Source organism: Seonamhaeicola sp. ABD4_175, assembly GCF_056160885.1.
On record NZ_JBSWYC010000004.1, the window covers coordinates 145629 to 167448 of the forward strand.

General features: G+C 33.3%; 22 protein-coding genes and 1 other RNA gene. 10 read left to right on the top strand and 13 right to left on the bottom strand.

The features are described from left to right. Positions 1-22: 22 nt before the first annotated feature. A complete protein-coding gene (locus tag ACXAG4_RS13265; RefSeq protein ID WP_475296563.1) occupies positions 23-574 on the top strand; it encodes a DUF1572 family protein in 552 nt (183 codons plus the stop codon). 118 nt (positions 575-692) lie between these two features. Here the strand turns inward: ACXAG4_RS13265 and ACXAG4_RS13270 are convergent, their stop codons facing one another. Continuing rightward, positions 693-1985, bottom strand: a complete 1293-nt coding sequence (locus tag ACXAG4_RS13270; protein ID WP_475296564.1) for an NAD(P)/FAD-dependent oxidoreductase — start codon at positions 1983-1985, stop codon at positions 693-695. Between the two features lie 105 nt (positions 1986-2090). Here ACXAG4_RS13270 and lpdA point away from each other — a divergent pair, with 105 nt between their 5' ends. Beyond that, positions 2091-3467 (top strand): dihydrolipoyl dehydrogenase, encoded by a 1377-nt coding sequence (gene lpdA, locus ACXAG4_RS13275; RefSeq protein ID WP_475296565.1) that lies wholly within the window; start codon positions 2091-2093, stop codon positions 3465-3467. A gap of 279 nt (positions 3468-3746) precedes the next feature. Here lpdA and aroQ read toward each other — a convergent pair whose 3' ends face one another. The 3 genes from aroQ to ACXAG4_RS13290 form a co-directional block, all read right to left on the bottom strand. Continuing rightward, a complete protein-coding gene (gene aroQ, locus ACXAG4_RS13280; RefSeq protein WP_475296566.1) occupies positions 3747-4163 on the bottom strand; it encodes a type II 3-dehydroquinate dehydratase in 417 nt (138 codons plus the stop codon). Between the two features lie 80 nt (positions 4164-4243). Then, positions 4244-4768 (bottom strand): porin family protein, encoded by a 525-nt coding sequence (locus ACXAG4_RS13285; RefSeq protein ID WP_475296567.1) that lies wholly within the window; start codon positions 4766-4768, stop codon positions 4244-4246. 150 nt (positions 4769-4918) lie between these two features. After that, positions 4919-5425, bottom strand: coding sequence for a porin family protein (locus ACXAG4_RS13290; protein WP_475296568.1), 507 nt, complete (start codon positions 5423-5425; stop codon positions 4919-4921). Between the two features lie 205 nt (positions 5426-5630). Between ACXAG4_RS13290 and xerD the strand changes: the two genes are divergently transcribed. After that, positions 5631-6527, top strand: coding sequence for a site-specific tyrosine recombinase XerD (gene xerD / locus ACXAG4_RS13295; RefSeq protein WP_475296569.1), 897 nt, complete (start codon positions 5631-5633; stop codon positions 6525-6527). Between the two features lie 24 nt (positions 6528-6551). Next, complete coding sequence (locus ACXAG4_RS13300) at positions 6552-7148, top strand: DUF6630 family protein (protein WP_475296570.1); 597 nt, start codon at positions 6552-6554, stop codon at positions 7146-7148. A gap of 245 nt (positions 7149-7393) precedes the next feature. On the opposite strand, the gene rny is transcribed toward ACXAG4_RS13300, so the two are convergent. From rny to ACXAG4_RS13320, 4 genes are all read right to left on the bottom strand, one after another. After that, the gene (gene rny, locus ACXAG4_RS13305; RefSeq protein ID WP_475296571.1) at positions 7394-8968 is read right to left on the bottom strand and encodes a ribonuclease Y; all 1575 of its coding nucleotides are present in this window, start codon (positions 8966-8968) and stop codon (positions 7394-7396) included. 57 nt (positions 8969-9025) lie between these two features. Beyond that, a non-coding RNA gene (gene ssrS / locus ACXAG4_RS13310) (6S RNA) lies at positions 9026-9155 on the bottom strand. Between the two features lie 59 nt (positions 9156-9214). Continuing rightward, positions 9215-9508, bottom strand: a complete 294-nt coding sequence (locus ACXAG4_RS13315; RefSeq protein WP_475296573.1) for a cell division protein ZapA — start codon at positions 9506-9508, stop codon at positions 9215-9217. Positions 9509-9523: 15 nt separating this feature from the next. Next, positions 9524-9814, bottom strand: coding sequence for a hypothetical protein (locus ACXAG4_RS13320; RefSeq protein ID WP_475296574.1), 291 nt, complete (start codon positions 9812-9814; stop codon positions 9524-9526). A gap of 178 nt (positions 9815-9992) precedes the next feature. On the opposite strand from ACXAG4_RS13320, the gene ACXAG4_RS13325 reads away from it, so the two are divergent. Both ACXAG4_RS13325 and ACXAG4_RS13330 read left to right on the top strand, forming a co-directional pair. Continuing rightward, the gene (locus ACXAG4_RS13325) at positions 9993-11678 is read left to right on the top strand and encodes a M23 family metallopeptidase (RefSeq protein ID WP_475296575.1); all 1686 of its coding nucleotides are present in this window, start codon (positions 9993-9995) and stop codon (positions 11676-11678) included. A gap of 13 nt (positions 11679-11691) precedes the next feature. Further along, positions 11692-14157, top strand: coding sequence for a carboxypeptidase-like regulatory domain-containing protein (locus ACXAG4_RS13330; protein WP_475296576.1), 2466 nt, complete (start codon positions 11692-11694; stop codon positions 14155-14157). On the opposite strand, the gene ACXAG4_RS13335 is transcribed toward ACXAG4_RS13330, so the two are convergent. Then, the gene (locus ACXAG4_RS13335) at positions 14158-15594 is read right to left on the bottom strand and encodes a cell wall anchor protein (RefSeq protein WP_475296577.1); all 1437 of its coding nucleotides are present in this window, start codon (positions 15592-15594) and stop codon (positions 14158-14160) included. A 109-nt stretch (positions 15595-15703) separates the two neighbouring features. Continuing rightward, on the bottom strand, positions 15704-16846 hold the full coding sequence (locus tag ACXAG4_RS13340; RefSeq protein ID WP_475296578.1) for a cysteine desulfurase family protein: 1143 nt from the start codon (positions 16844-16846) through the stop codon (positions 15704-15706). A gap of 25 nt (positions 16847-16871) precedes the next feature. On the opposite strand from ACXAG4_RS13340, the gene ACXAG4_RS13345 reads away from it, so the two are divergent. Further along, positions 16872-17879: a hypothetical protein gene (locus ACXAG4_RS13345; RefSeq protein WP_475296579.1), complete on the top strand. Its 1008-nt coding sequence runs from the start codon at positions 16872-16874 to the stop codon at positions 17877-17879. Here ACXAG4_RS13345 and ACXAG4_RS13350 read toward each other — a convergent pair. Together ACXAG4_RS13350 and ACXAG4_RS13355 are read right to left on the bottom strand one after the other, a co-directional pair. Then, on the bottom strand, positions 17876-18433 hold the full coding sequence (locus ACXAG4_RS13350; RefSeq protein WP_475296580.1) for a Smr/MutS family protein: 558 nt from the start codon (positions 18431-18433) through the stop codon (positions 17876-17878). The two genes, ACXAG4_RS13345 and ACXAG4_RS13350, sit on opposite strands and share 4 nt — an antisense overlap. Then, positions 18434-18622 (bottom strand): hypothetical protein, encoded by a 189-nt coding sequence (locus ACXAG4_RS13355; RefSeq protein ID WP_475296581.1) that lies wholly within the window; start codon positions 18620-18622, stop codon positions 18434-18436. Between the two features lie 114 nt (positions 18623-18736). On the opposite strand from ACXAG4_RS13355, the gene ACXAG4_RS13360 reads away from it, so the two are divergent. The 3 genes from ACXAG4_RS13360 to ACXAG4_RS13370 are packed head-to-tail and all read left to right on the top strand — an operon-like array spanning position 18737 to position 21284. Beyond that, entirely contained in the window at positions 18737-20614 is a 1878-nt protein-coding gene (locus ACXAG4_RS13360; RefSeq protein WP_475296582.1) for a T9SS type A sorting domain-containing protein, read from the top strand. Positions 20615-20665: 51 nt separating this feature from the next. Beyond that, positions 20666-20941, top strand: a complete 276-nt coding sequence (locus tag ACXAG4_RS13365) for a DUF2752 domain-containing protein (protein ID WP_475296583.1) — start codon at positions 20666-20668, stop codon at positions 20939-20941. A gap of 10 nt (positions 20942-20951) precedes the next feature. Then, positions 20952-21284 carry a CCC motif membrane protein gene (locus tag ACXAG4_RS13370; RefSeq protein WP_475296584.1) on the top strand — a complete coding sequence of 111 codons (333 nt, stop codon included), beginning with the start codon at positions 20952-20954 and terminating at the stop codon, positions 21282-21284. 87 nt (positions 21285-21371) lie between these two features. Here the strand turns inward: ACXAG4_RS13370 and ACXAG4_RS13375 are convergent, their stop codons facing one another. Beyond that, positions 21372-21818, bottom strand: coding sequence for a DUF5362 family protein (locus ACXAG4_RS13375; RefSeq protein WP_475296585.1), 447 nt, complete (start codon positions 21816-21818; stop codon positions 21372-21374). Positions 21819-21820 lie beyond the last annotated feature (2 nt).

The following is a 21820-nucleotide window of genomic DNA, read 5'->3' on the forward strand; positions in this document are numbered from 1 at the left end:
ATAATTATGAATGTATTTACCAATGGAAAGTTACTTACCTAGTGTTATAAAACAATTTGAATACTACAAAAGTTTAGGTGATAAAACCTTTGAACAATTAACGTTTGATGAATTAAAGCATGCATTAGCCATTGATATTAATGCAATTACTGTTATCGTTAAGCACATGGTTGGTAATATGTTGAGCCGTTGGACTAACTTTTTAACTGAAGATGGTGAAAAAGCATGGCGCTACCGTGATACTGAGTTTGAAAATACTTACACCTCTAAAAAAGAACTAATTACTGAATGGGATAAGGGTTGGAATTGCTTGTTTGAAGCTGTTAAAGCGCTTAATGAAACTAATTTAGAACACATCATTTACATTAGAAATCAGGGGCATACGGTTACTGAAGCTATTAACCGGCAATTGGCACATTACGCGTACCATGTTGGGCAAATTGTATTTATAGGTAAACTTGTTAAAGGTGAACATTGGCAAAGTTTATCTATACCAAAAGGTGGTTCTAATGTGTATAACTTAGAAAAATTTAGTAAGAAAAAAACCAGACAACATTTTACTGATGATGTGTAAATTACTTTTACTGAGTAGCACCCGCAAGAAGGATTGAGGCATTTGTTGGAGCTCTCCCGGTTACGGGAAGCGACTGCCGAAAGCCTGTTTGCCCTAAGGCAACTTGCCCAAAAAATTGTTATTCTTCTTCTACTCTATGAATACTTTTAAAAGGCCTAATTATAAGGCGGGCTTCTCTATCAAAACGGATGTAATTATAAACCCAGTTTACAAATACTACCATGCGGTTTCTAAAACCTATTAAAAAGAAAAGGTGCACAAACATCCAAACATACCACGCAAATACGCCTTGAAATTTATACTTTTTTAGGTCTACTACGGCTTTATTTCGACCAATGGTTGCCATAGAGCCTTTATCTTTATATGTAAAGGGTTTCATGGGTTTTGTTTCAATTAGGTTTAATAAATTATTGCCTAATTGTTCGCCTTGTTGTATGGCGGGTTGCGCCATCATGGGTAAGCCGTTTGGGAAATCATCGGTTTTCATACAGGCAATATCTCCAATGGCAAAAATATGCTCAAAACCTTTTACTTGGTTGTATTGGTTTACGGCAATGCGGTTGCCGCGTGTTACAAAATCTGCGCTATCTAATCCGTTTATGGTTGCCCCTTTTACGCCGGCTGCCCATACTAGGGTTTGGGTTTCAAACGTTAAATCTGTATTAGTGGTAACGGTTTTACCATCATAATTGGTTACGCGTACGTTTTTCCAGATGTTAACACCTAGTTTTTCAAGAAAATCTTCGGCTTTGGCTGAGGCTTTGTTGCTCATGCCTTTTAAAATTCTGTCGCCAGATTGTATGATGTGTATTTGTGCTAAACGGGTATCTAAATCGGGGTAATCCTTGGGTAAAATGCCTTTTTTTATTTCGGCTAACGCACCGGCAAGTTCTACGCCTGTTGGCCCACCACCTACTATTACAAAATTCATTAGGGCGTTGCGCTCGTTTAAATCGGAGGTTAATAGTGCATCTTCAAAATTTTCTAGAATTAAACTGCGCAAATTTAATGATTGCGGTATGGTTTTCATGGCCATACTGTGCTTTTCAATTTCAGAATTACCAAAATAGTTAGTTGCAGATCCTGATGCTATTACAAGGTAATCAAATTTTAAATTGCCAATATTGGTTTTTACGGTATTGCACGTAGTATCAATATATTCCACATTTGCCAACCTAAAATAAAAATTTGGAAAATCTTGCAATACTTTTCTTATAGGGTATGCAATAGAATCGGGCTCTAAGCCACCAGTTGACACCTGATATAATAAAGGTTGAAAAGTATGGTAGTTATGCTTATCTAACAACACAACTTGTACTTCTTGTTTTGATAATTTTTTAGCTAAAGCTACGCCTGCAAAACCACCACCAATAATAATTACCCTTGGATAACTTGTTCTAGGAATATTCATATAATAACACTTGGTGTGCAAATGTAGTAAAAGATACAAATTTATAATGCTCTAAATTCTTTATTCAAAAAGCATTTTGTAAATTCGTAGCCTAAAATTTAACACATGAGTAAATACGATATTATAGTTCTTGGAAGTGGTCCTGGAGGGTATGTTGCAGCCATTAGAGCATCACAATTAGGTTTTAAAACAGCTATTGTTGAAAAAAGCGAACTTGGTGGCATATGCTTAAACTGGGGGTGTATTCCAACAAAAGCCCTTTTAAAATCTGCTCAAGTTTTTGAATACCTTAAGCATGCTGAAGATTATGGCTTAAAAGTTAAAGATGCTGAACATGACTTTGATGCTGTAGTAAAACGTAGCCGTGGCGTTGCAGATAGCATGAGTAAAGGTGTACAATTTTTAATGAAAAAAAATAAAATTGACATTATTGAAGGTTTTGGAAAACTAAAACCTGGTAAAAAAATTGATGTTGATGGTACCGAATACAGTGCCGATAATATTATTATTGCCACTGGTGCGCGCTCTAGAGAGTTACCAAGTTTACCACAAGATGGTGAAAAAGTAATTGGCTATAGAGAAGCTATGACATTGAAAAAACAACCTAAAAAGTTAGTAGTAGTTGGTTCTGGTGCTATTGGTGTTGAATTTGCTTATTTCTACAATTCTATTGGTACTGAAGTTACTATTGTAGAATATTTACCAAATATTGTACCTGTTGAAGATGAAGATGTATCTAAACAACTAGAACGCTCATTTAAAAAGAATGGCATTAAAGTAATGACATCTGCCGAAGTTACTAGTGTAGACTCTTCTGGCAAAGGTGTTAAAGCTACTGTAAAAACTAAAAAAGGCGAAGAAATTTTAGAAGCTGATGTTATTTTAAGTGCCGTAGGTATTAAAAGTAACATTGAAAACATTGGCTTAGAAGATGTTGGTATTGTTGTAGATAGAGATAAAATTTTAGTAAACGATTTTTACCAAACTAACATACCTGGTTATTATGCCATTGGTGATGTAATACCTGGGCAAGCATTAGCTCACGTAGCATCTGCCGAAGGTATTTTATGTGTTGAAAAATTAGCAGATATGCATGTTGAACCTATTGATTATGGTAATGTACCTGGTTGTACTTATTGTACGCCTGAAATTGCCAGCGTTGGTTTAACCGAAAAACAAGCCAAAGAAAAAGGTTTAGATATTAAAGTTGGTAAATTTCCATTTTCAGCTTCTGGAAAAGCTAAAGCTGGTGGAAATTACGAAGGTTTTGTAAAAGTAATTTTTGATGCTAAATATGGCGAATGGTTAGGTTGCCACATGATTGGTGCTGGTGTTACCGATATGATTGCCGAGGCTGTTGTAGCAAGAAAACTTGAAACCACAGGGCATGAAGTTTTAAAAGCAATTCACCCACACCCAACAATGAGTGAAGCTGTTATGGAAGCTGTTGCCGATGCTTATGATGAAGTAATTCATTTATAAAACAAACGATTTTTACAAATCAACATAAAAAAAAGCGGATAGAAAGCATATTTCTATTCGCTTTTTTCTTCTTCCTTATTTTTACTTTTTAGGTCTTTATATTGTTCTTTTTGTTTTGATAGTGCTTTAGTAGATTTAAACAGAAGAAACCCTAAAACAACACATACAAAACAAATAAGTACACAAACAAGTAGGTTTATTTGCATAATTTACTATTAATGATTTGGTATGCATTTAAGACCCTAATAAATCAAATAAGTCACAACCAATACAATGTTTTTACAAAAAGCTACTAATAGCCAACTCATAACTTTGTAAACCAAAACCTAAAATAACACCTTTAGCATGCGGTGAAATGTATGATTGATGCCTAAATGCCTCTCTACCAAATGTATTAGATATATGTACTTCAACAACCGGTGTTTCAATACCTTTTATAGCATCTCCAATACCAATTGATGTATGTGTATATGCTCCTGCATTTAAAACTACACCATCATAACTAAAACCAACCTCGTGAAGTTTATTAATTAACTCACCCTCTACATTTGTTTGGTAATACTCTAAATTAACATTTGGGTATTTGGTTTTTAAGGTTTTAAAATAATCTTCAAAAGTTAAACTGCCGTATATTTCTGGTTCACGTTTACCTAACAAGTTAAGGTTGGGTCCGTTTATAATTATAAGTTTTTTCATGCCGTAAATATATTTAAAAATGAAGCATAAAAAAAGGAAGCTTTTTCAGCTTCCTTTTAAATATTAATTTTATAATTTCTTTATTGAAACTTATAGCCAACACTTAATTGCACAGTACCCAAATTTGTATCAAAATCATCAAATTCAGATAAATTAGCAATTCCTAAATTATATCTTAGGTTAAAAAACAATGGTAAATCTGCTAGTTCATAACCAGCACCTAATGCTAAACCAAAGTCAAAACTTTTAGTAGCATCTTCAATTCCAGAATCTGCAGATATTCTCACACCAAATTGTGGTCCAGCTTCTAAACTTAAACCTTCTGCTGCATAATATTTAGCTATTCCTAAAATTCTAATAAAGTTTGCTTCTAAATCTTCAGACCCTTCACCAGAAAAAAGAACTTCAGGTTGAATTGCAAATGTCTCATTAATATTAAAATCTGCTATAGCACCAATATGAAAGGATGTTCTACCATCTGCATCGGCATCTTGTCCAAACTTTGAAAAATTCAAACCAGCCTTTACTCCAAAAACAGGTTCTTGTGCTTGCATTGACACTGTGAATACTACAGCTACTAAAACTGTAAAAATAGTTTTTTTCATTATAGATTATTTTTAATTAGCATCTACAAAAGTAAGATAATTACTATTTTAAAGTTTTGGCTTTGCATTATGATTTTGTTATTAGAATATTACTTAAAACAAAAAAAGGAAGCTGAAAAGCTTCCTTTTTTTGTTTATTAATATTACATACTAAAGTTTGTAACCAACTCCAACAAAAAATCCGCTTAACTTAGAAGAATAACCATCTGGTGCATCCTCAATTAAGTTTGATAAACCTAGGTTATATCTAGCTTCAACAAAAAACTTTTCAGAAATATCATAAGCAACTCCAGCTTCGGCTCCAATATTCAATGATTTCATACCTTCTTCTGTGTCAAGTAATATTCCTAAACTTGGTCCAGCTAAAACGCTAAACTTTTCAGCAACAGGAAACTTAGCCATTAAAGGTATAGCTATTTGATCTAATTCATCAACAGAAACATACATTACACTTGGTTGAAATGTAAAAGATTCTGAAATTTCAATATCGGCAAAAGCTCCAATGTAAAAGCCAGTTTCCGAACCAGTAGCACTTATTCCTTCAAATTCAACTTTATTCGAAGCAAAATCTACACCAGCTTTTAATCCAAAGTCTTGTGCACTTACGTTACACATTGCGAATACTGCAACTGCAACACTTAATAAAATTTTTTTCATTTTTAAATAATTTAAAGATTAGTTGTAGCAAACGTAAATCTAAATTTTGACTTAACCAAATTAATTTTACCGTTAATCAGAATAAAATTGCATTTCATCGATAAAAAACAACATTTCACCTATACTAAAACGTTAAATTTCATACACTTATGAAAGAAAATAATTTCAATAAATTATAAGCGTTATTTTAAGTATTTTTACAAGTATGAAATGGAATAACGCTTTAACAGACTATAAATTGTACTTAAAAATAGAACGTGGCTTATCGGCCAATTCTATTGAAAATTATGCTAGAGATGTACAAAAATTAATTACATTTTTAGAAGATAATGCTATTACGATATCGCCTATTGCTATTTCTTCTGACATTATAAAACAATTTATTTACACCATTGCTAAACACGTTAATGCGCGTTCGCAATCTAGAATTATTTCTGGTTTACGTAGCTTTTTTGGGTACTTGGTATTTGAAGATTATAGAAGTGATAACCCTTTAGAACTTATAGAAGCACCTAAAATTGGCAGAAAATTACCCGATACACTCACCGAAGAAGAAATTGATAGCATAATTACGGCCATAGATTTAAGCAAACCCGAAGGTGAACGCAACCGCGCAATGCTTGAAACCCTTTACGGTTGCGGCTTGCGTGTAAGCGAACTTGTTAATTTAAAATTATCAGATTTATTTTTTGATGAAGGTTTTATAAAAGTTACTGGTAAAGGTGATAAGCAGCGTTTTGTACCCATTGTTGAAACCACACAACATTATATTAACATCTATAAAAACCAAGTTAGAAACCACTTAGCTATTAAACCCGGTTTTGAAGATACTTTATTTTTAAACAGGCGTGGTAAACAACTCACCAGAGCTATGGTATTTACTATTGTGAAGCAATTAGCTGAAAAAATAGGTTTAAAAAAGAATATTTCACCCCACACGTTTAGGCATTCTTTTGCTACACATTTACTTCAAAATGATGCCGATTTACGCTCAATACAACTTATGCTTGGGCATGAAAGCATTACCACTACCGAAATTTATGTGCATGTAGACAAAAGCCATTTAGCCAAAGTGGTTGAAACGTATCATCCTAGAAAATAGTTGCCATTAATATAAAAAACACTCATGCTCAAAAAAATTTTAGTTCTTGCTATGTTTTCATTTCTTTTTGCTAATGGACAAAAAAAGACAGAAAATTATATTGATTTAGGAAAGTTAATAATCGAAGTAAATGATAAAAATCAAATTAAATCATTAGAAAAGAAAATAGATGATTATTCTAAAGACAGAAATACCGTTTTCAAAGGTCAAGAGTACTACTATGATACCTCGGACAAGAAAAAATATGTAGCACGAGGTGGAGGGAAATTTATAGAATCAATTATTCATTGGTTGCTTATGATTGACAATTTTAATTCAAATGATTATTTATTCGAATTCGATTGGAAGCCTGATTTCGAAACAATAAAATGGGGAATCGAAAAACTAGCAAATAAAAAAGGTTATAAAATTCCTGAATTTAACCTTAATGCTGACTATTCTGGATTAGATACTGGAGGTGTACTAAAAAAATACAATGAAATTCTTGTAAAAAAAGGTTATACATTAATCTATCTAGATATTGACAGTGACTCTTATGTTACTGCATTAATACAAAGTAAGAATATGTCTAAGGTAATAGATAGGGGCAATGAACTGAATCACAAAATAAGAAAATACTAATGCCAACAAAGTGTAAAAATAATTGCTTGGTTCTTGCCTACTCGGAAAATCCTTCGGATTTTACTCTGGTTCGTTCCATTTTTGTTAAGTTAGTTGCTTAATCACGCAACTATCCTTACATAAACCGTTGTTAGTTGTTAGTTGTTAGTTGTTAGTTGTTAGTTGTTAGTTGTTAGTTGTTAGTTGTTAGAAACTATAAAATATAGCGAAACCAACTTTTAACTTTTAACTTTTAACAAAACTAATTACTTAGCAATATTAACGGCTCTGGTTTCTCTAATAACAGTTACTTTAACCTGCCCAGGATATGTCATGTCTGTTTGTATTTTTTGTGAAATATTAAACGATAAATCTGCTGCTTTATCATCATTCACTTTTTCACTTTCAACAATTACACGTAACTCTCTACCTGCTTGAATGGCATAGGCTTTTTTAACACCGCTAAAACCAAAAGCAATATCTTCTAAATCTTTTAAACGTTGAATATAACTATCTAAAACCTGACGGCGCGCTCCTGGGCGTGCACCTGAAATAGCATCACACACCTGAATAATTGGTGCTAATAATGATTTCATTTCTATTTCATCGTGATGAGCTCCAATGGCGTTACAAACATCAGGCTTTTCACCAAATTTTTCGGCCCATTGCATACCTAAAATGGCGTGTGGTGTTTCCATATCAGCTTCAGCATCTGGCACTTTACCAATATCATGTAATAAACCAGCACGTTTGGCTAGTTTAGGGTTTAAGCCTAATTCGGCAGCCATTACGCCACAAAGTTTGGCTACTTCACGCGAGTGTTGTAATAAGTTTTGCCCGTATGAAGAGCGGTATTTCATGCGCCCTACCATTTTAATTAACTCTGGGTTTAGGTTATGAATACCTAAATCTATAACGGTGCGTTTACCAACTTCAATAATTTCTTGGTCTATTTGCTTTCTTGTTTTTCTAACAACTTCTTCAATTCTTGCAGGATGTATACGGCCGTCTGTTACTAAACGGTGTAATGATAAACGTGCCACTTCTCTTCTTACAGAATCAAAACAAGATAAAATAATTGCTTCTGGTGTATCATCTACAATAATTTCAACACCTGTGGCGGCTTCAATAGCTCTAATATTTCTACCTTCTCTACCAATAATGCGTCCTTTAACATCATCAGATTCTATATTGAAAACAGACACACAGTTATCAACTGCTTCTTCAGTACCTATGCGTTGTATGGTATTTATAATAACTTTTTTAGCCTCTTGTTCTGCCGTTAATTTAGCTTCTTCTAGAGCACTTTGTATAAATGCCATTGCATCGTTTTTAGCTTCACCTTTTAAAGATTCTACTAATTGTTCTTTAGCTTCTTCTGCAGATAAACTTGAAATAACCTCAAGTTGCTGTACTTGGCTTTTGTGAAGGCGGTCTAGCTCTTCTTGTTTTTTGTCAATTACATCAAGCCTGTGGTTGTAATCTTTTATTTTGTCTTCTAAACTCTGACTTAATTTTTTGTTTTTTGAAAGCTCGCTAGATACTTGAGATTCTTTATCTCTAGTTCTTTTTTCGGCTTCGGCCATTTTCTTGTCTCTAGACAAAATTACTTTTTCATGCTCTGCCTTTAGCTCAATAAATTTTTCTTTGGCCTGTAATATTTTGTCTTTTTTAATGCTTTCGCCTTCACTTTTGGCTTCTTTTAGAACCAAACCAGCACTTTTTTGGGCCTCTTTAATTATTTTTGATGCTTTATTTTTTTCTAAAACTTTAGCTATAATAAAGCCAATAGCTAAGCCTAAAACTATTCCTCCTATTGCAAATATGATTGCGTTATCCATTATTAATTAGTTGTTTATATGTATAAAAAAAGCCTACATCAGTTGAAAGTTTTGTATAAACTCCTTAAAAACAAGTTTAGGGCTAACAAGCTGATCAAGGATCCACCCAAGATACTAAAACACGTTTAGTACTAGTGGCCTGCTTTTACAACTTAAACTCACCCTTTTTAAAGAATTAACGTTGAGTTTATCAAAAAATAATAACTAATGTAGGCAGTAACTTTTAGTTTATTTTAAAGAACGTGATTAAGAGTTTAAATATGAACTTAATAATGTATCTAAAGCTTTTAGCTTATCTTCAACATGTTCATTCACATTATTTTTATCTATAGATTTCTGTTCAACTTGAGACGCAAATTGTAGAGCACACATGGCTAATACATCTTGTTTATCTCTAACAGAATAACTTTGCTCAAACTGTTTTATCATATAATCAATGTTTTTAGCGGCTCTTCTCAAGCCTTCTTCTTGGCTTGGTTCTATAGTTAAAGGATATACTCTATTAGCTATAGAAAGGCGTATTTTAAGCTTTTCTGACATTGATTTTATGTTACATTAATCTGATAATTGGGCTATACAATAGTCTAAATCTCTAATTAATGCGTTTATTTTAAGCTTAGTTTCTCTTTTATTATTGTCACTACCAAGTATTGAATTTGCCATTTTAAGCGCGTGATATTTTTCTTCCCACTGTGTTAATAACACTTTTTGGTTTTGAATTTTTGTTTTTGAAGCGTTTAATTCTTCAGTTAATTTAGCGTTAGCTTGTTTTAAAAGCTCTAATTTGTGTAATACCTTGCTAGTTTTATTCTCTAAAGAATCTACAATATCTTCAATATTACTCATTTACAAAAATCAATACTTATCTCACAAAGTTAATACACCTTGCTATAAATTACAATTGTTTTTCAATAAAATTTTAAAATCGTCTTTTAAGGGTATTTTAGTTAAAACTGTGGCTTGATTTTTGTTTTACCTTTGCGTTTTAACTTCAATTTAATATTTTAGCTACAAGTACTTTTTTATGAGATTTTTACTAATTGCCCTATTTATTTTTCCAAGTTTTGTTGTTGCGCAAAACCCGTATCCGCAAGATTATTTTAGCAACCCGCTAGAAATACCTTTAATACTATCGGGTACATTTGCAGAGTTACGTTCTAACCATTTTCATTCTGGTATAGACATAAAAACACAGCAACGTGTTGGGTTAAAAGTAAAAGCTTCGGCTAGTGGTTATGTTAGTCGTATAAAAGTATCGCATTACGGTTACGGTAAAGCACTTTATATTACACACCCTAACGGCTATACAACTGTTTATGCGCATTTGCAAAAGTTTTCGCCAGCAATTGAAGCTTATGTAAAAAAGCAACAGTACAAAAAAGAATCTTATGAAATTGAATTATTTCCAAGTGCCGAAACATTACTTGTTAAAAAAGACAGTTTAATTGCCTACAGCGGCAATTCGGGCGGTTCTGGTGGCCCACATTTGCATTATGAAATTAGAGATAACCTTGAGCGCCCAATAAATCCCATGCTTTTTGGTATTGATATTGCCGATACTTCTGGGCCTTACGTAAAATCTGTTTACGCTTACCCTTTAGATAAAAATGCTTTTATTAATAACAGTAATGAAAAGCAAAAACTACGCTTAATACCTTTAAAAAATGGCGATTATACTGTTGAAAACATTCACGCTATTGGTAATATTGGTATTGGTATTGAAACTAATGATAGGCAAAATTACGCACCAAACTCAAATGGTGTTTACAATATTCAAACCTTTTTTAATGGTAACAGAAATTTTGAGCTAGATTTTAAACGCTTTTCTTTTGCTGAAACCAAACACATCAATGAGCTTATAGATTATGAACATTATGCTACTAAAAGGCAGCGCATTCAAAAATTATTCAAAAAAAATAATCCGTTAAGTATTTTTAAATCGGTTGTAAATAATGGTGTTTTACACATAAAAGATAGTGCCTACGCGGTTTATAAAATTAGAATTGCCGATTTTAAAAACAATGAAACATGGGTTACACTAAATATTAAAGGTGAAAAAAGCCCAACAGCAAAACCTGCCGAAACCAAAACAACACCTTATTATATAAAAGCCAACCAAACTACTAATTTAAAAGAAGGTATGGTATCTGTAGATTTTTATAAAGATACATTTTATGATGATTTTTATTTAGATTTTGAATTACGCAATGATACACTAAAACTCCATAAAGATGTTATAGCTGCAAAAACATATTTTAATATTACCTATAATATTAGCCATTACAACACCACCGACAAAAGCAAACTTTACATTGCACGCTTAGTGGGCAGCAAGCAATACCCTGCATACACATCTACAAAGCGAACAGAAAACACTTTAACCGCAAGAACCAAAACTTTAGGTACGTATGCCTTAGCTACAGATACTACGCCACCAACCATTAGAGCCATTAATTTTAAAAACAAACAATGGATAAGCAATTACCATTACCTAAAAATTAAAATTGATGATGCAGGTTCTGGCATTTCAAACTACAGAGCCACTGTAAACGGCAAGTGGATTTTAATGGAGTATGATTATAAAACAAAAACACTAACACATAGTTTTAGTGATGGCGTTGTTACAGACACTAAAAACAATTTAAAAGTAATTGTTACAGATAATGTTGGAAATAATTCTACTTTTGAAACGTTGTTTTACAGAAAATAAACTTTAACCACCATTGAAATCAAAACATCTTTTTTTAGTAACGGTATTTTTTTTAATTACAAGCCTTAGTTTTTCACAAACGGCAACCTTAAAAGGTGTTATTTTAAATGACAACAACACCCCTATTGAAGGTGTAAACATTACAACAAATAATGGCAATGGTACACAAACAAACAGCAATGGATTTTACACGTTAAATATTGCTGCAAGCACTAACGTAATTGTAAGTTTTACGCACATTTCTTATAAGAAAGTAGTAGCTACATTCAACCTAAAAAACGGCGAAACTTTTGAGTTTAACCCAGTTATAAAAACAGCTGTAGAGCAAATTGCAACCGTAGTTGTTAGCTCTAAAAAACGAAAAGATGTTGAAGGTATTATAACGCTTCAACCAGAAACTATTAGAAAAATTCCTGGAGCAAATGCTGGTGTTGAAAACTTATTAATGTCGCTTCCTGGGGTTAATAACAACAATGAGTTAAGTACACAATACGCCGTTAGAGGTGGTAATTTTGATGAAAACCTTGTGTATGTAAATGATATTGAAGTTTACAGACCTTTTTTAATACGCTCTGGGCAACAAGAAGGTTTAAGCTTTGTAAACTCTAATTTGGTACAAAATGTAGAGTTTTCGGCAGGTGGTTTTCAAGCTAAATATGGCGATAAGCTTTCCTCGGTATTAGACATTACCTACAAAACACCTTATCAGTTTGAAATTAATGCCGATTTAAGTCTTTTGGGTGGTAGTGTATCTTATGAAGATGTTAGTAAAGATTCAAAATTCACAAGTATTGTTGGCGCACGCTACAGAGACAACAGTTTGTTTGTAAACGCCAAGGAAACAGAAACCAACTTTACCCCTACTTTTGCCGATTTACAGGCCTACTTCACCTATAAATTCACTAGTAAATTTCATTTAAGTTTTTTAGGAAATGCTTCTATAAACAAGTATAACTATCAGCCCCAAACACGACAAACCAATTTTGGTACTTTAAGTGATCCCATAGCACTTTTGGTATTTTATGAAGGGCAAGAAAAAGATCAATACCAAACCTATTTTGGTGCTTTTAAAGGTTCGTATTTTGTGAATGATGATTTAACCCTAAAGCTTATTGCTTCAACATATCATACAACCGAAGAAGAGTATTTTGATATTTTAGCCCAATACCGCTTAGGCGAAGTAAATACCAATATTGGCGAAGAAGATTTGGGTGAAGTTGAATTTAGCGAAGGTATTGGAAGCCAATTAAATCATGGTAGAAATGATTTGGATGCGTTAATAACGAATATTGAACACAAAGGCGATTTTAAACTGAACGATAACCGCTTTGAATGGTCTGTAAAATACACCCACGAAGATATAAGAGACCGCTTGGTTGAATGGGAAGTTATTGACTCTGCTGGGTTTTCCATTCGTCCACCAAAAACTATACCTATAAACGAACAACCTTACAACGCCTACACAGGCCCTTTAGAGCCTTTTTCTAATGTTAGAGCAACAAATAGCACCCAAATAAATAGGTTTCAAGCTTATTTACAATGGAGCAAACGTTCAACTATAGGCAATAGTGATGTTTGGTACAATGCTGGTATTAGAGCACACAACTGGTCTGTTAGCGGTACCGGAATTAGTACATCAAACCAAACGGTTTTTAGCCCCAGAGCGCAATTTGCCATTAAACCACACTGGAAAAAAGACATGCTTTTTAGGGCAGCTGCGGGTTTATACTATCAACCACCGTTTTACAGAGCATTGCGCGATGCCACAGGCACTGTACAACCACATGTTAAAGCCCAAAAATCTATGCACGTGGTTTTAGGTAATGATTATAGTTTTAAAATGTGGAACCGCCCTTTTAAATTAACTTCAGAAGTATATTATAAACATTTAACCCAAGTAAACCCATACACCATTGAAAACGTACGTATACGCTACAGAGCCAATAACAGTGCCAAAGCCTATGCTTATGGTTTAGATATGCGTTTGAATGGTGAATTTGTACCTGGTACCGAATCTTGGTTTAGTTTTGGCTACTTAAAAACCGAAGAAAACATTGAAAACCAAGGCTATATTGCTAGACCAACAGACCAACGTTTAAAATTTGCTGCCTTGTTTCAAGATTACGTGCCAAACATGCCACATTTAAAAATGTATTTAAATTTGGTTTATAATACGGGCGTTCCGGGTGGCTCACCTAGTTATGCAGACCCTTATGTGTACCAAAACAGACTACCAGATTATAAACGAGCCGATTTTGGCTTACAATTAGTTTTGGTTGATGCTAAAAAACAATTTAACAGCGGTTGGAAGAAACCATTTAAAGAACTCTCTTTAGGTTTTGAAATATTTAATATTTTTGATGTGCAAAACTCTATTACAAACACTTGGGTTAGAGATGTATATAGCAAACGCCAATACGCCATACCAAACTACTTAACACCACGAGTGTTTAATGTAAGAACTACTATGAAGTTTTAATTATTTTATACTTACGTTCTCTGAAAACACGATTAAATTATCTGTACCTGAGCCAGTTAAACGTTGTGCATAAACTTGAATAGCTTCACCATTAATTAAGCTAGTATTGGTATTTATAGATACATTTTGAATTTGACTATCGTTATCAATATATATCACAGCATTAGATTCTGGAATTACAACGCCCTCTTTTGCTATATAAAACGCATAAAAATTTCCTGCAGCCCCAGTTACCCTAACAGATAAAGACGCATTTATTTGAAACTGTCTTGTTTTAACACCATCATATTCAAGCTCATTATCACCACCTGTACTAGTAAATCTAAATAAATTATTAGCAACCCAAGATCCGTTTCCTTGAACTTCAACTGCAGTTCCGTTATTTATTGTTTGAGTAAACCCAGTAGTTACCACGCCATCATAATAAAAATTTCCACCAGCAACACCATCGGTTTCAACAGGTATTCCTGGGCAATTCACATCCCAGTCTCTGGTAAAACTATAACCTGTGTATGGTGATGGGCCATTAATATAATTACCACCACCATAAAAGGCCACGGCTGCTAAAGTTCCGCCGCCACTAAGAGATGTAATACCTGTAACATCAAAACCCACATTAACACCAGTAACCTCGCTAAAACCACCTTGTTTGGCAATAACTTCAAAATCGCCCGTCATAGTTTGGTATGTACCACCATTTGAACCATCCCAACCTTCAGAATTCAATAATAACTGATGAATATCTGTATATGTAATACCAGCAGTATTACCAACAAACTGTAAAATACTTGTAAATACTAAATTAAAATCTGAAATAGTACCAACGCTCCCTGAGTTTACAATAAAGCCATCTCTTAATATTAAATTTTCTGCCCCTGTACCTGTTAAATTAAAAATAGTGCCTCCAGGCGCAGTAAGCGTTAAACTTCTTATTGAACCACTAGTGCTTCCTTGAAATAAAGTACCTCCAGAGCGTACCAGCACATCTTCATTGGTGTCTCTACCTGTAACGTAAGCACTATTTAAATTAATAGGCGCTGCTAATAATATTGTTCCGTTTATTTCGTAAAGCGTATTAGTTGATAATAAGTACTCGGTACCACCACCAGCAGCAAGTTCATCGGCTAAATCGGCGGCGCTTTTTACTAATTTATAATTATCTCTTTGTTGGTTTGAAAGCGGCAACCATGCAGATCCGCTGTAATAATAAAACAAATTTTCATCTGTATCAAACACTAAAAGGCCCTGTGCAGGTGTTGCAATGGCATTTCTTTGTGCAGTTGTCATTCTTGGCGTTAACATACCTTGTGTGGTAGATTCAACATCTAGAATTGAAGTAGGATTAGGTGTTACTGTACCAATACCAACTTGGGCGTGCACATGCCATTGTAATGCTAATAAAATTAGGAAAGAAAAATAAATATTGTAGACTCTCATACAATTAAATTTAGATTTGGGTAAATAAAATGTGAGAGACTTATAGATTAAAAGTACAAAATCAACCTTAAAAAACAAAGAAATTACTAAAAATAAGCACAAAAACTACTTATTTAATAAAGGTTTTAAGAGTTTTAATAACATAATCTACTTCTTCTTTGGTATTATAGCTACTAAATGAAAAGCGTAAAGACGGTTTTTTAACATCATTACTATTTAAAATTTCGGCCAAAACATGCGATGCTTTTGTGCTACCACTTTGGCAAGCACTACCTCTTGAGCAAGCAATACCTTTTAAATCTAACTGAAATAAAATCATAGCCGTACTTTCGGGTGGCAGTGGCAAGCAAACATTCACTAAATTGTATGCGCTTGTTTTTATGTTTCCGGAAAGTCCGTTAAATGTTACTTGAGGTATTTCCTCTGAAATTTTATCAATAAAATACTGTTTAATTGATGTAATATATGCCCTTTCGGTATCAATATTATTGTAAGCCATTTTAATGGCGGTTTCCATACCCACAATATTGTGCACACTCTCGGTGCCTGCTCTTAAACCGCGTTCTTGTTCGCCACCAGTTATTATTGGTTTTAAGCCCGTATTTTTACGTATAAAAGCAAAACCTACACCTTTGGGGCCATGAAATTTATGTGCCGATGCCGCTAAAAAATCTACAGCAATATCCTGTAAATTTATATTGTAATGCCCTATTGCTTGTACCGCATCACTATGAAACAAAGCGCCATATTGCTTACACAAGGTGGCTACACGTGCAACATCTAAAATATTACCAATTTCATTGTTAATATACATGAGGCTTACCAAGGTCTTTGCCTCTGTTTTTAGGGCGTTTTCTAAGGCTTCAAAACTTATGTTTCCGCGTGCATCAACATCTAAAAATGTTAATTTAATGTTTGCTGTTTCTTCTAAATTTAACAAGGTATTTAAAACCGCATGATGCTCTATTTTTGTTGAAATAATATGAGTAACATGTAAACTATTTACCGCACTTTTCAATATTAAATTATCGGCTTCTGTACCGCCCGAAGTAAAAATAATTTCACCTTCAGAAACATTAAAAATAGTGGCAATGGTTTTTCTAGCCTTTTCTATTAAAACCTTTGAGGCTCTGCCCAAACTGTATGAAGATGATGGGTTTCCGTAGTTATTTTGCATAACTGTTGCCATAGAGGTAACTACTTCATCGCGTAGTTTTGTTGTAGCAGCGTTATCAAAATACACAGTTTTCATTTGTAATACAATTGAAGCGTTTTAGGTGGCAAAAATACTTGAAATAAAATTATTTTCAATAACATACGTTATAAATAACAATTCTATTATTTTTGCTGTAAAATTAACACCTATGCGCCACGTATTTTTAGTTTTATTTTCATTGTGTTTAACCACTATTTATTCATGTGATGATGGTGATGTTATTACCGTAAGTCTTGATTTTGAAGACACTTTTCAGGCTTGTAATGGTGTTAGTGGCATTGTACTTTATAAAACTAAGAATGACCCATCTGAATCTCTTTCAGTATTCATTAGCAATTACACCGTAGATGCTATGCTAAATGTAGCCGATGATAATACCTTTGAAGAAACTAAAACCGGTACTTTTAACTACAGAACTTACAGTAATGCCTCAATTTCTGGTGGCGATTTATTTTGTAATGACGTTCCGCCTGCTGACATTGAAATTACAAATGATGATGAAAGTGCTTGTTCTGTATTTTTTAGAACTGTTTTAACTGAAGATGATAACGATGGCGTACCTACAGAACTTGAAAACCCAGACCCAAACGGCGATGGTATTTTTGATGATGCGCAAGATACTGACGGGGATGGTATACCCGATTATATTGATTTTGATGATGATGGCGATAATGTGCCAACCGCTAATGAAAACCCAGACCCTAATGGCGATGGCGATTTAAGCGATGCGCAAGACACCGATGGCGATGGCACACCCGATTATTTAGACAATGATGATGATGGTGATGGTACATTAACTAGAGACGAAGAAAAAGGTGTACAAGACCAAAACCCTGAAAACGACGAAACTAATGAAGCTGTTGGACCAGATTATTTAAATCCAGATGTTAGTGATGTTTTACCTGCTACAGCTTACAGACAACACAGTTATACGAAAGCATTTTTAGTTACGGCTACCATTTTAAATTTAGACCTTACAAACCTAACACAAGACGCGTTGTTTTTTGGTAATTTAACCGGTGATAGCAAAACATCAAAAACTGAAACTTTAACGCCCGCTTTTAATTAAGGTGCTAAGTTTTGGTAAATGTAAACTTCGGTAGCGCCTAAACCGTATTTTTGGTAATTGGCATCATAAAACTTTATATGATTGTAGCGTCCAAAAAGGTATTCTAACTCAAGTTTTAAAACACCTGCACCTACACCGTGTATAAAAACAACTTTTTGTATGCGTTTATTTATAGCAAATTCTAATTGTCTTTTTGCCGTATCAAGTTGTAGTGTTAACATCTCGTGATTACTCATGCCTTTCGCATTTTTCACTAACTGATGTATATGCAAATCTACTTCCATGGTTGACTGAAAACGTTCTTTAGCCTTTACTTTTGGCTGTTTATGTCGTTTTTTTTCTTCTTTTTCAGAAACTACGGCATTTAAGCTTTTGTGTGTGAAAACAGATTTTTTTAATGCTGAAACATCTTCTTTAACCAAAGCATTGGCTTCAAAATTTAATAAAAAACCATCTTCAGTTTCAATAGTAATTGTTGTACCCGCAATATTTGTAACAATACCCGATAAATTTTCATCTAAAACCGCAACTGTATCGCCCTTTTTAAAACTCATTTAATCATTAGTATTATCAAATTCATCTTTATCTTTTTTGCTAGGTATGGTTGTTGAAACCCTGTAAACACCTAACATAAGCATAACAATGCCAATTATAAGCACAAACACATTTTGCGTTTTACTACTGTTAGCATATAACGCTACCATGGCGCCTAAAATTATGAGTATATAGTTTAGATATTTCATTTTAAATTTTTAACAAAATTATAATGAATACGTGTAAAAAGTGTAAACAATAGGCAGCTATTTTCAATTTAACAAAAAAAATTGTACTTTAGTACTATTCATTTACCCCAAATTATGAAACATACTACTTTAATATTAAGCTTACTAGCTTGTTTTTCTAACGTTTTTGCACAAGATTTATACGTTGGCAACAATACTGAATTATACGCACTTGATGTGCCCGTTTTTGTAACTAATGACATTAGGTTAGAGTCTGCCACTTCCAATTTTTACTTAAGAGGCGATGCGCAGTTAGTACAAGATGTTGATATAAAAAACTCTGATGCAGGTGAAATTTCAGTTTACCAAAACCAAACCACCAATGTATATGAATACAACTTTTGGTGCTCTCCAGTTGGTGTTAGTGATAATACTTCAAACCAAAACGTAGATTTTAACGGTACCAACATACACGACCCTGATGATGACACTGATGTTAGCAATGTAACTTCTGTACCTTACGCATATACAACCAGTTATGAAGGCACTGCTACAGAACTTGCAAACTACTGGATTTACAGCATGCGCGATGGCGAAGGATACTACAGTTGGCAGCAAGAGTTAGATGCCGGCAATATTGAAACTGGTTATGGTTTTACTTTAAAAGGAAGCCCTAATACTGATAATGTGTTAGATTTTAGAGGGCGCCCAAATAACGGAACTATTTTAGTAAGCTGTAGGTTTGATGGTGTTGATGATCAACCATCGGGAATACCAAATAGTGCACAAACGTTAACAGGTAACCCATACCCTTCTGCACTAGATTTAAAATTGTTTTTTGTAGAATCAGTAACCAATCAAGCTATCCTTTTAAATGAAATTTATTTCTGGGAACAAAAAGAAAACAACTCACATTATCTAGCAGATTATGAAGGTGGTTACGGTGAATATATTCCTGGTGATTTAACAGATTTAGGCGATAATGGCACCTACAATGTGGCTCCTTTTGAAAACTATAATGGCGATGGTACTACAAATGGAACTACTTCTGGAAATACAACTGATTTTACCGGAAATAACCGAAGACGTTTTGCTGCCATAGGGCAAGGTTTTATAATAGCCAGTGACCCTATTGGCCTTGGTGGTGATGCCGAATTTACCAACGCTATGCGTGTTTCTTTTGCAGAAGACTCAACACCGCTTGGTCATGGTTCTATTTTTGCAAAAAACAGTAAAAAAACAGAAAAGAACACACAAACAAAAAACTACCCCATGTCTCATAACGGTGTAGATTATAAAAAGATTATTGATAACCCTACAATAATACCTGAAATAAGACTACACACACACGTTAATAATGCGTTTTACAAAGAAAATGTTATTGCTTTTAGAAAAGGCACACCAGATAACAATACCTATAATAAAGGTTTTGATGGTTCAAATGTAAACACCCTAAGTAGTGATGCGTATTTAATTTCTGAAGATAAAAATTTATCTATAAAATCTATTAACTATTCTGAAAGCACCAGATTAAAATTTGGTTTTAAAACCAACCAAAACAATACGCCTTTTAGCGTTACCGTAAATCAACTTAACAACATACCTAGTGATGTAGATGTATATATGTTTGATAACGAAACCAACACATACACCAATATTAAAGACGGTAGTTTTAATACCGTTTTAAATAAAGGCGTTTATAATGACAGGTTTGAAATTACGTTTGCTAAAAACACCTTAAACACTACTGAAGAAACTTTTAAAAACTTTAAAATATACCAAAATAACGCTCAAGCACAGGTTGTAATCAACAACCCCAATAGTTTAAAGCTAAAAACATTAAACATGTTTGATGTTAGCGGTAAACAGGTGTTATTTAAAACTATAAACTCTAATAGTAATACACTTTCGTTTTCTACAAAAAACCTAAGTACTGGTGTTTACGTTGCAAAAGTAACTGCAGATAACAATACTACAAAAACCCAAAAAATTGTAATTAACAACCAAAAGTAATACGTTTATTATTTATTACATTAGCATAAATTTTTAAATAGCTATTGCTTTATGGAAGAATACATGCTTCCTTGTTTAAACAAAAAGTTGTTTGGTGTAGAATGTTTTGGTTGCGGTATGCAACGCTCAATTGCATTAATTTTTAAAGGAGAATTTGTTGATGCTTTCTACATGTATCCTGCTATCTATACTTTACTTCCTTTATTTTTTATAATTTTAATTAATATTTTCTTTACATTTAAAAACGCAAATAAAATCAAATCAGTTTTAGCTATTCTATCAATAATAATAATCATTGTAAGCTACTTAATCAAAATAATCAAATAAAAAGAACTTTATGGAACAACAAAAACTTAATCCCACACTTGTATACGTTTTAGCAATTATTGGCTTTTTATGCTGCTGTTTTGGTGGCTTAGGATTTATCCTTGCTGGTATTGCTTTTTTTATAGCTCAATCTAAATTAAAAGAAGCAAAATTAAACCCAAAAAACTTTGATTCAAATAGTATTAAAACAATGAATACCGCTAAAACTGTTGCTTTGGTAAGTTTAATTATCAATGTATTATATTTTTGCTACGCTATTTTTAATATTTATAGTATGGGAGGATGGGATGCTTATATGGAAAATGTTCAACAAATACTAGAACAATACCAACAAGCTCAATAAAAAAATTCCTTTTTCAAATGTTCAAATAAATAAAAAGCGACCATTTTTAGTAAAACGGTCGCTTTTTTTATACTTTATTTTCTTTTTTTAAAATATTGAAGCGCCTACGGCTACTCCTATTATAATTAAAATATACAGTGAAATTAACACTATAGAAAAAATGCCTAAAAACTTGTAATGCGATTTTAAACTTGAAAACGCTTTAGCAAAATCGTTATTATTTTCTTGTTTTAAAGCACTTTTCATACTTTTTGAAAATCTGAACAAATACAGTACAGGAAAAAAATAAACAGCGGCAATAATAATATAAAACAACGCTACACCCGATGCGTAACCTGCCCCATAAGCTGAAGCCAAACCACTAGAAGCAGCGCCTGTTATTCCCATTATTATACCACCAAGCACCATAAAACCAATGCCTACAAAGCCTAGTATTGCTAAAAAGGAGGACCATTTGGCGGTTTCAGTTAAATAGTCTTTAATTTCTGTGTTAATACCAAGTTCAAAACTTTCAAAAGCAGATGTTTCTTCCATAA

Coding starts and splice junctions, on each gene's coding strand:
- ACXAG4_RS13265 (WP_475296563.1), top strand. CDS start 23: ATGGAAAGTTACTTACCTAGTGTTATAAAACAATTTGAATACTACAAA.
- ACXAG4_RS13270 (WP_475296564.1), bottom strand. CDS start 1,985: ATGAATATTCCTAGAACAAGTTATCCAAGGGTAATTATTATTGGTGGT.
- lpdA (WP_475296565.1), top strand. CDS start 2,091: ATGAGTAAATACGATATTATAGTTCTTGGAAGTGGTCCTGGAGGGTAT.
- aroQ (WP_475296566.1), bottom strand. CDS start 4,163: ATGAAAAAACTTATAATTATAAACGGACCCAACCTTAACTTGTTAGGT.
- ACXAG4_RS13285 (WP_475296567.1), bottom strand. CDS start 4,768: ATGAAAAAAACTATTTTTACAGTTTTAGTAGCTGTAGTATTCACAGTG.
- ACXAG4_RS13290 (WP_475296568.1), bottom strand. CDS start 5,425: ATGAAAAAAATTTTATTAAGTGTTGCAGTTGCAGTATTCGCAATGTGT.
- xerD (WP_475296569.1), top strand. CDS start 5,631: ATGAAATGGAATAACGCTTTAACAGACTATAAATTGTACTTAAAAATA.
- ACXAG4_RS13300 (WP_475296570.1), top strand. CDS start 6,552: ATGCTCAAAAAAATTTTAGTTCTTGCTATGTTTTCATTTCTTTTTGCT.
- rny (WP_475296571.1), bottom strand. CDS start 8,968: ATGGATAACGCAATCATATTTGCAATAGGAGGAATAGTTTTAGGCTTA.
- ACXAG4_RS13315 (WP_475296573.1), bottom strand. CDS start 9,508: ATGTCAGAAAAGCTTAAAATACGCCTTTCTATAGCTAATAGAGTATAT.
- ACXAG4_RS13320 (WP_475296574.1), bottom strand. CDS start 9,814: ATGAGTAATATTGAAGATATTGTAGATTCTTTAGAGAATAAAACTAGC.
- ACXAG4_RS13325 (WP_475296575.1), top strand. CDS start 9,993: ATGAGATTTTTACTAATTGCCCTATTTATTTTTCCAAGTTTTGTTGTT.
- ACXAG4_RS13335 (WP_475296577.1), bottom strand. CDS start 15,594: ATGAGAGTCTACAATATTTATTTTTCTTTCCTAATTTTATTAGCATTA.
- ACXAG4_RS13340 (WP_475296578.1), bottom strand. CDS start 16,846: ATGAAAACTGTGTATTTTGATAACGCTGCTACAACAAAACTACGCGAT.
- ACXAG4_RS13350 (WP_475296580.1), bottom strand. CDS start 18,433: ATGAGTTTTAAAAAGGGCGATACAGTTGCGGTTTTAGATGAAAATTTA.
- ACXAG4_RS13355 (WP_475296581.1), bottom strand. CDS start 18,622: ATGAAATATCTAAACTATATACTCATAATTTTAGGCGCCATGGTAGCG.
- ACXAG4_RS13360 (WP_475296582.1), top strand. CDS start 18,737: ATGAAACATACTACTTTAATATTAAGCTTACTAGCTTGTTTTTCTAAC.
- ACXAG4_RS13365 (WP_475296583.1), top strand. CDS start 20,666: ATGGAAGAATACATGCTTCCTTGTTTAAACAAAAAGTTGTTTGGTGTA.
- ACXAG4_RS13370 (WP_475296584.1), top strand. CDS start 20,952: ATGGAACAACAAAAACTTAATCCCACACTTGTATACGTTTTAGCAATT.
- ACXAG4_RS13375 (WP_475296585.1), bottom strand. CDS start 21,818: ATGGAAGAAACATCTGCTTTTGAAAGTTTTGAACTTGGTATTAACACA.